Here is a 6,462-nt window from a genome sequence, read left to right as displayed (position 1 = left end):
CAGAGTCCATCGTGGTGCGCCCCCAGCCAGAGCTGGTGCTGGATTACTTCTTGCCGCGCGATGTGTACGCCGACGACGCTTTCACGCCAGAGACCGAAGCGGCAGAGCCCTTCACCTTGGGGGTCCGAATCAAGAACCAGGGCGCAGGCACCGCGAACAAGACCAAGATCGACACGGCCCAGCCCCGCATTGTGGAGAACCGGCAGGGACTGGCCATCAGCTTCCAGATATTAGGTGGCTATGTAGGCGACCAACCAGCAGGCAAGAGCCTGCTTTTGGACTTTGGAGATATTGAGTCGGGTACGTCCAAAATGGGCCGCTGGTCCATGGTCACCAGCCTGGCTGGCAAGTTTGTTGAGTTCAACGCCAGCTTTACCCATGCAGACTCTTTGGGCGGCGCCGTCACCTCGCTGATCAAGGAAGTGCGCACGCATACCTTGATCCAGGATGTGCGCGTGGATCTGCCCGGGCGCGACAAGGTACGCGACTTCCTCGCCAAGGATGGCGATGTCTACCGCGTCTACGAATCAGATGGCGCCGACACCGAGGTGCAGAACCAGACGGCATCGGCACAGATGAGCGTGCAGGGCAACAATGCCAGCCTGCGCTTTAGCCCGGTCGCCCAGGGCTTTGCCTATGCCCGGGTGCCCGATCCTGCGCGTGGCGCCAAGCTGCCGGTGCAAGTGACCCGTGCGGATGGCTATATCGTTCCTGCAGAAAACGTCTGGCTGTCCAAGGAGCGCAATGAAGACCTGAGCTGGAGCTACTTTCTCAATATCTTCGATGCCAACACCAGCGGCCAGTACAGCATTGGCTTTGTAGCTGGCGCAGCCGAGGCCAGCATTGCCGGCGTGGTGTACCGGGACAGCAATGCCAATGGCCTGCGCGACAGCGGCGAGCCTGGCATCCCCGTGACAGAGATCAAACTGAGCGGCACCCAGGCCAGCACGGGCGCTGCCGAGCTGCAAACGGCGTATACCGATGCGCAGGGCGCGTTCACCTTCAGCAATCTCAAGCCGGGCGTTTACTCCCTGGTGGCCGGTGTCAGCGATGGCCTGGTAGATGGCACAGCGCTGGCTGGCTCTGCGGGTGGGCAAAGCGCGGCGGGCAAGTTCAGCAGCATTGAGCTGACCGCAGGCACCGCCGCAACCGGCTATTTGTTTGCCAAGCGCGCCGCCACGCCAGACAACCCCGACCCCGAGCCCAAGGCCGACCTGAAGGTGGCCGCCGGTGCCACCCCCGCTACCGTCAAACGCGGCGACAAGTCCACCATCACGATCACCGCAGAAAACCTGGGCCCCGCTAGCGCTGTGGCGACCACGGTGAATGTGGAAATTCCAGCAGGCCTTGCGCTGCTCAGCCATTCGGCTGCCGTGGGTAGCTACGCCAACGGTGTCTGGACCTTGGGCGATATGGCCACGCGTTCCACCGCGATATTGACCCTGGCGCTGCAAACGGCCAAGGACAGCAGCGCCAAGGAGTTTGCGGTCGCCGCGCGCATTGGCGCGTCCACCAAGGACGACATCACCAGCAACAACAGCGCCTCTACCTTGATCCGCATCCAGGCCAGCGAGGCAGTGACTGCCACGCAAACGGCTGACCAGGGTATGCGCGTGCTGGCCTATATCGGCTGCGCGGCTGACGAGGCCTGCGCCGCGCAAAAGCGCCAGACCGCGCAAACGGTGCTGACAGCTTTCGACAGCGAGGCCGAGATCGTCGCCACTGCGGCTGACTTCCAAAAGGCGCTGCGTGCTGGCGACTTCAGCCTGCTGTGGCTGAGCGGATCGCTGAGCGATTTGAGCGCCAACTTGCAGGAGGAAGTGCGTGCCGCTGTGCTGCGCGGTGCCTCGCTGGTGGTGGATGGCGCTGCCGATACCCAGCTGCGTGCGATTGCAGATATGTGGGGCAGCTATGCCGATCAGCCGTTGCCTAACGCTGCACTGCAGTTGGGCGCTAGCGCGCTGGCGCTCACCAGCCCCAGCTGGGCCTTGGTGGCCGACGCCCGGGCGACTGATGAGCTGCATTACGCGACTGGAGAAACCGCTGCTGTACGCAACAGCTATGGCAAGGGCCAGGTACTGGCGATGGGCTTTGACAGCCTGGGTGAGCCGCTGAGCGGCACGGAATGGACGGCATGGCTCCAGGCCCAGATGGCGCTGAGCAAGCCCCAACTGGTAGACCCGATGCTGGCCCAATCCAGCGTGTATGTGCGCACCGTCATCAACAATGGCGACGACAAGGCCCGCCAGCTGACCTTGAGCACTGCCTTGGCCAACGGCGCCCAGCTGCTGTCGTCCAAGCCTGCGGCAGCCGTCAATGGCGGTCAACTCAGCTGGCCGCTGGATCTGGCAGCAGGCGCAGCGCAGACGGTAGAGCTGTGGCTGCAACTGCCCGCGCAGGCGCAAGCCTTTAGCCTCGAATCGCAGCTGCGCAATACCGCCGATGCGGTGGTGGTGGACAGCTGGTCGCACAACCTGCGCACCATTGCACAGCAGCAGGCCGAGGCCAATGCACGCGCCGCAGTGCCAGCCATCGCAGGCTTGCCAGATGCAGAAAAGGCCCAGCTGGTGGCCCTGTTCGACCAAGCAGCCGATGCGGTCCAGCAGCAAAAGCTGGGTGATGCGATTGCTGCGCTGGTACAAGCACAACAAAAACTGCGTGCGCTGCCGCAAGCTGCCGGGCGCGATGCGGCATTGCAGCCCGTGGCGCAGTGGATCGGCCTGGTATCTGCCGCCTGGAAGGACGACGGCTCTGCCACCAAGAACTGGACCTTGGCCATCAGCAGCGGTAACCAGCAGGTCGCCCAAGTTGGCACTGCCTTTGCAGCGCCGCTGCAGGTGCGCCTGGCAGATGAGAACGGTGCCCCGGTAGCCGGTCAGACCCTGCGCTTTACGGCCCCAGCCAGCGGCGCCAGTGCGGTGTTTGGCAACGGCACTGCCGCCTTGCAGGTCACCACCGACGCCCAAGGCCTGGCGAGCACCGATGCCATCACGGCCAATGCCGTCGTGGGCGCCTACCAGGTGCTTGCCAGTGTGGAAGGCGTCAGCACCCCTGCCAGCTTTGACTTGCGCAACAGCGATGCGGCAACCCCCATCTTGACCTTGCAGCGGGTGGCTGGCGATAACCAGACCGCACAAGTGGGCCAGGCCTTTGCCCAGCGCTTGCAAGCCAAGGTGGTGGATGCGCAAGGCGCAGCCGCCGCGGGCCAGTTGGTCGTGTTTGCGCTGCCAACGGCATCTGCCGGCACGGCGACCGCCAGCTTTGCTGGTGGCTCCCAAACCGCCAGCATCTCTACCGATGCCCAAGGCTTGGCGATCTCGCCGGTGCTGATGGCCAATGGTGCGGAGGGCAGCTACCAAGCGCGTGCGACGGCGGTGGGTGTCTCCGGTGAGCTGGCCTACGCGCTCACCAACACGGCGCAGCCAGTGCAAGTGCTCCAGCTGCTCGGCGTCTCGGGCAGCGGCCAGTCGGCCCATGTGGGCACCGCCTTTGCGCAAGCGCTTGCCGTCAAGCTGGTGGATGGCCAAGGCGTAGGCGTGGCCAACCACAGCATCCGCTTCGAGCTGCCATCCAGCGGAGCGAGTGCCACGTTTGCAGGCGGCGCTTTGCAGGTAGAGGTACAGACCGATGCGGATGGCTTTGCCAGCTCGCCGCAGCTTACCGCCAACAACACCGAAGGCAGCTTTGATGCACTGGCCAGTGCCGCTGGCGTGGCAGACAGCTTGCAGTTTGCCTTGACCAACACAGTGGCAACCGCGCCGGTGCTGAACCTGCAGGTGGTGGCCGGTGGCGGCCAGTCGGCGGTGGTGGGTACCGCCTTTGCCGAAGTGATCCGGGTCCAACTGGTCAACGGCCAGGGTGAGCCTGTGGCAGGGCGCGTGCTGAGCTTCAGCATGCCCGCCAGCGGTGCCGGTGCCGTCTTTGCCGGTGGCGCGCTGACCGTGCAGGCCACTACCGATGCACAAGGCATAGCCGCATCGCTGATGTTCACCGCCAACCCCACCGTGGGTGACTACGAAGTCGTGGTAACCACCGCCGGCGCGCCTGATGTCAAGCTGGGCCTCAAGAACACCCCCGCTCCTGCGGACGACAAGCAAGTCACCATCCCCACGCCAACGGGCACCGGCTCGCTCAGGGCCTGGGTGACGGGTGGAGGCGCTAGCTGCCACTTCAACCCGGACAAGACATCCGTCAAGCGGGCGCAAGGCTGGCTGCCGCTGTTTGATGTGCTGCTGTTCCCGCATGGCGTGTTTGAGTACGAGCTGGTCGGCTGCGACGTGGGCAGTACCGTCACCATCACCACTGAGTGGCCCAACCTGTTTGGGGTGAGCAACTACATGAAGTACGGCCCCACCCCCACTTCGCGTGGCCGCAGCCTCTGGTACGTGCCCAAGAACCTCAAGCTGGAAGGCAACCGGGTGAGCTTCACGATCACCGATGGCCAGCTGGGCGATGACGACCTGGTGGCGAACGGCGTGATCAAGGACCCAGGTGGCCCCGTGATTCAAAGCGGACCCCTGCCCACCGATGAGCAAGCCGTGCCGGTGCCGGCCCTGGGTTGGCTGGCGGTGCTGATGCTGTCGCTGCTGACCGGTGTGGTGGCACTGGCCGGGCTGCGACGCAAGGGCGTGCTTGGAGATGGCCATGGCCGTTAAGCACATGGCGTGCGGCCCCAGCTGGGGCACGCACGCTGCACTGGCCATCTTGGCCAGTGTGGGCCTGGGTGGCACAGCCAGAGATGCTGCTGCAGTCTCGATGCCGCCGGTACCTCCTCCTTTGGTTGAATCAGAGGCGGCGACCTCTGCGCCATCCCAGGATCTAGGTTGTTCGGCCGCGCAATATGCGGCGCAAACGGCAGCCGGACCCGCGCTGGCATGGCCGGTGCAAGCTGCGCCCTTGGCGCTGGACCAGGCCTGCTGGATCAGCGCTGCAGAGGCTGCTGCAACCCACTCCAATGCCCAGTCACCCACTTTGGTGGATGTGCGCCCGCGCAGCCTGCAACGCGCAGCACCCATCGCGCGCGCTTTGCAGTTGGAGCTCTCCGACATCGCCAGCAAGCGCTTTTTGCAGCAAACGCCCGTGCTGCTGGTGGGCACAGGCCTCGACAGCGCCGATGTGGACCAGGCCTGCCGTCAGCTGCGCCAACAAGGCTTTACCCAGTTGCAGGCAGTGCAGGGCGGTGCCCGGTCATGGCAAGCCGCGCAGGCGGGGGCAGCAGCGGGCGGGCCCTTGCTGCAGCCCCTGGATGCGCAGACGTGGATAGCCGCATTGGGCCAGGGCATGCACTGGACGGTGATATCCGCCAGCGAAGCCATGCAAGGTGCGCCCCAGGCGCAGTGGCCTGTGCCGCCCGAGCAGCTGGTAGCCGTCAGGGTCGACGGCAAAGAGCGCGACGCCAAGCTGGTGGCCGCCATTGCGCGCGCCTACCAAGACAGGCTCCAGCGTGCAAGCCATGCGGGCTACGTCCAGGCGCTGGTGGTCATCACCGATGGGGTGGTCAGCGATGCCTTGCGCGCCCAGGTCGAAGCGGCCTTGGTGGCGAGCACGAATGCATCCAAAGCGGGCCGTTCCGCCAGTGCGACCAGTGCCGCAATGGCCACCTTGCCCGCCTATTGGCTGGGCGGCGGCTGGCCAGCCTATGCACAGCAAGTGGCGCAAACCGCAGCCATCCAACAGACCGCCAACCACCGGCTGCAAGCGCCGTGTGGACGCTTATGAGCGCCAACAAAAAATGAGAAATACCGGGGGAAGCATGTACCAACAACAATCACCATCTTCACTGCTCCAAGCTGCGGCCTGGGCACGCAAGGCCTGGCAGGGCTTGCAGATGCTGGGTCTATGGCTGGCGCTGCTCTGTGCGCTCCAGCCAGCCCTGGCACAAACACCAGTGACGGGTGTGATCACCAGCAACACGACATTGCGTGCAGCGCAGTCGCCCTATCTGTTCCAGGGCGATGTGATGGTGGACAACAACGCCACCCTGAGTATTGAGCCCGGTGTCACCATCCAGATGGCAGCGGCGGCCAGCTTTACTTTGAAGCGGGGTGCGCTCCAGGCAGTGGGCACCTCCAGTCTGCCCATCAAGATTACCTCGGCATCTGCGACGCCCGCTGCCGGTGACTGGCGGCAATGGCGTTTTACCGCAGGCACCAACCAGGCGCTGACGCAGCTGGGCCATGTCGTCATCGAGTACGGCAGCGGTGTGGCGATTGAATCGGCTTCCCCCGTTATCAACAACACTGCCATCAACTACCACAGTGGTCCCGCCATCAGCATGGACCTGGCCTCGTCACCGGTAGGTACGGGCAACACCGCCAATGGCAACTCGCTCAATGCGATCTCTGTGCCGTCGGGCACCATTCGCACGCAGGTGGTCTGGGGCGTCGTTGGTATCCCTTACCTGGTGCAGCAAGGTCTGGTGCATATCGGCCAGGCACCTTTGGCACTGGAGCCTGCCAAACT

At 64.5% G+C, this 6,462-nt stretch carries 3 protein-coding genes; all 3 read left to right on the top strand.

The window, feature by feature from the left end; translation table 11 throughout:
* Nucleotides 1-4,655: choice-of-anchor U domain-containing protein (locus tag LPW39_RS23270; RefSeq protein ID WP_230781145.1), on the top strand; the 4,655-nt coding region annotated here is incomplete at its 5' end.
* A gap of 226 nt (nucleotides 4,656-4,881) precedes the next feature.
* Nucleotides 4,882-5,718, top strand: coding sequence for a rhodanese-like domain-containing protein (locus LPW39_RS23265; RefSeq protein ID WP_230781144.1), 837 nt, complete (start codon nucleotides 4,882-4,884; stop codon nucleotides 5,716-5,718).
* Nucleotides 5,719-5,752: 34 nt separating this feature from the next.
* Nucleotides 5,753-6,462 (top strand): hypothetical protein (locus LPW39_RS23260; RefSeq protein WP_230781143.1); only part of this gene is annotated, 710 nt, incomplete at its 3' end.

Source organism: Comamonas koreensis (assembly GCF_021026195.1).
Classification (GTDB): domain Bacteria; phylum Pseudomonadota; class Gammaproteobacteria; order Burkholderiales; family Burkholderiaceae_C; genus Comamonas; species Comamonas koreensis.
The sequence above is the reverse complement of the archived record's forward strand: the minus strand, read 5'-3'. Positions and strand labels throughout refer to the sequence as shown.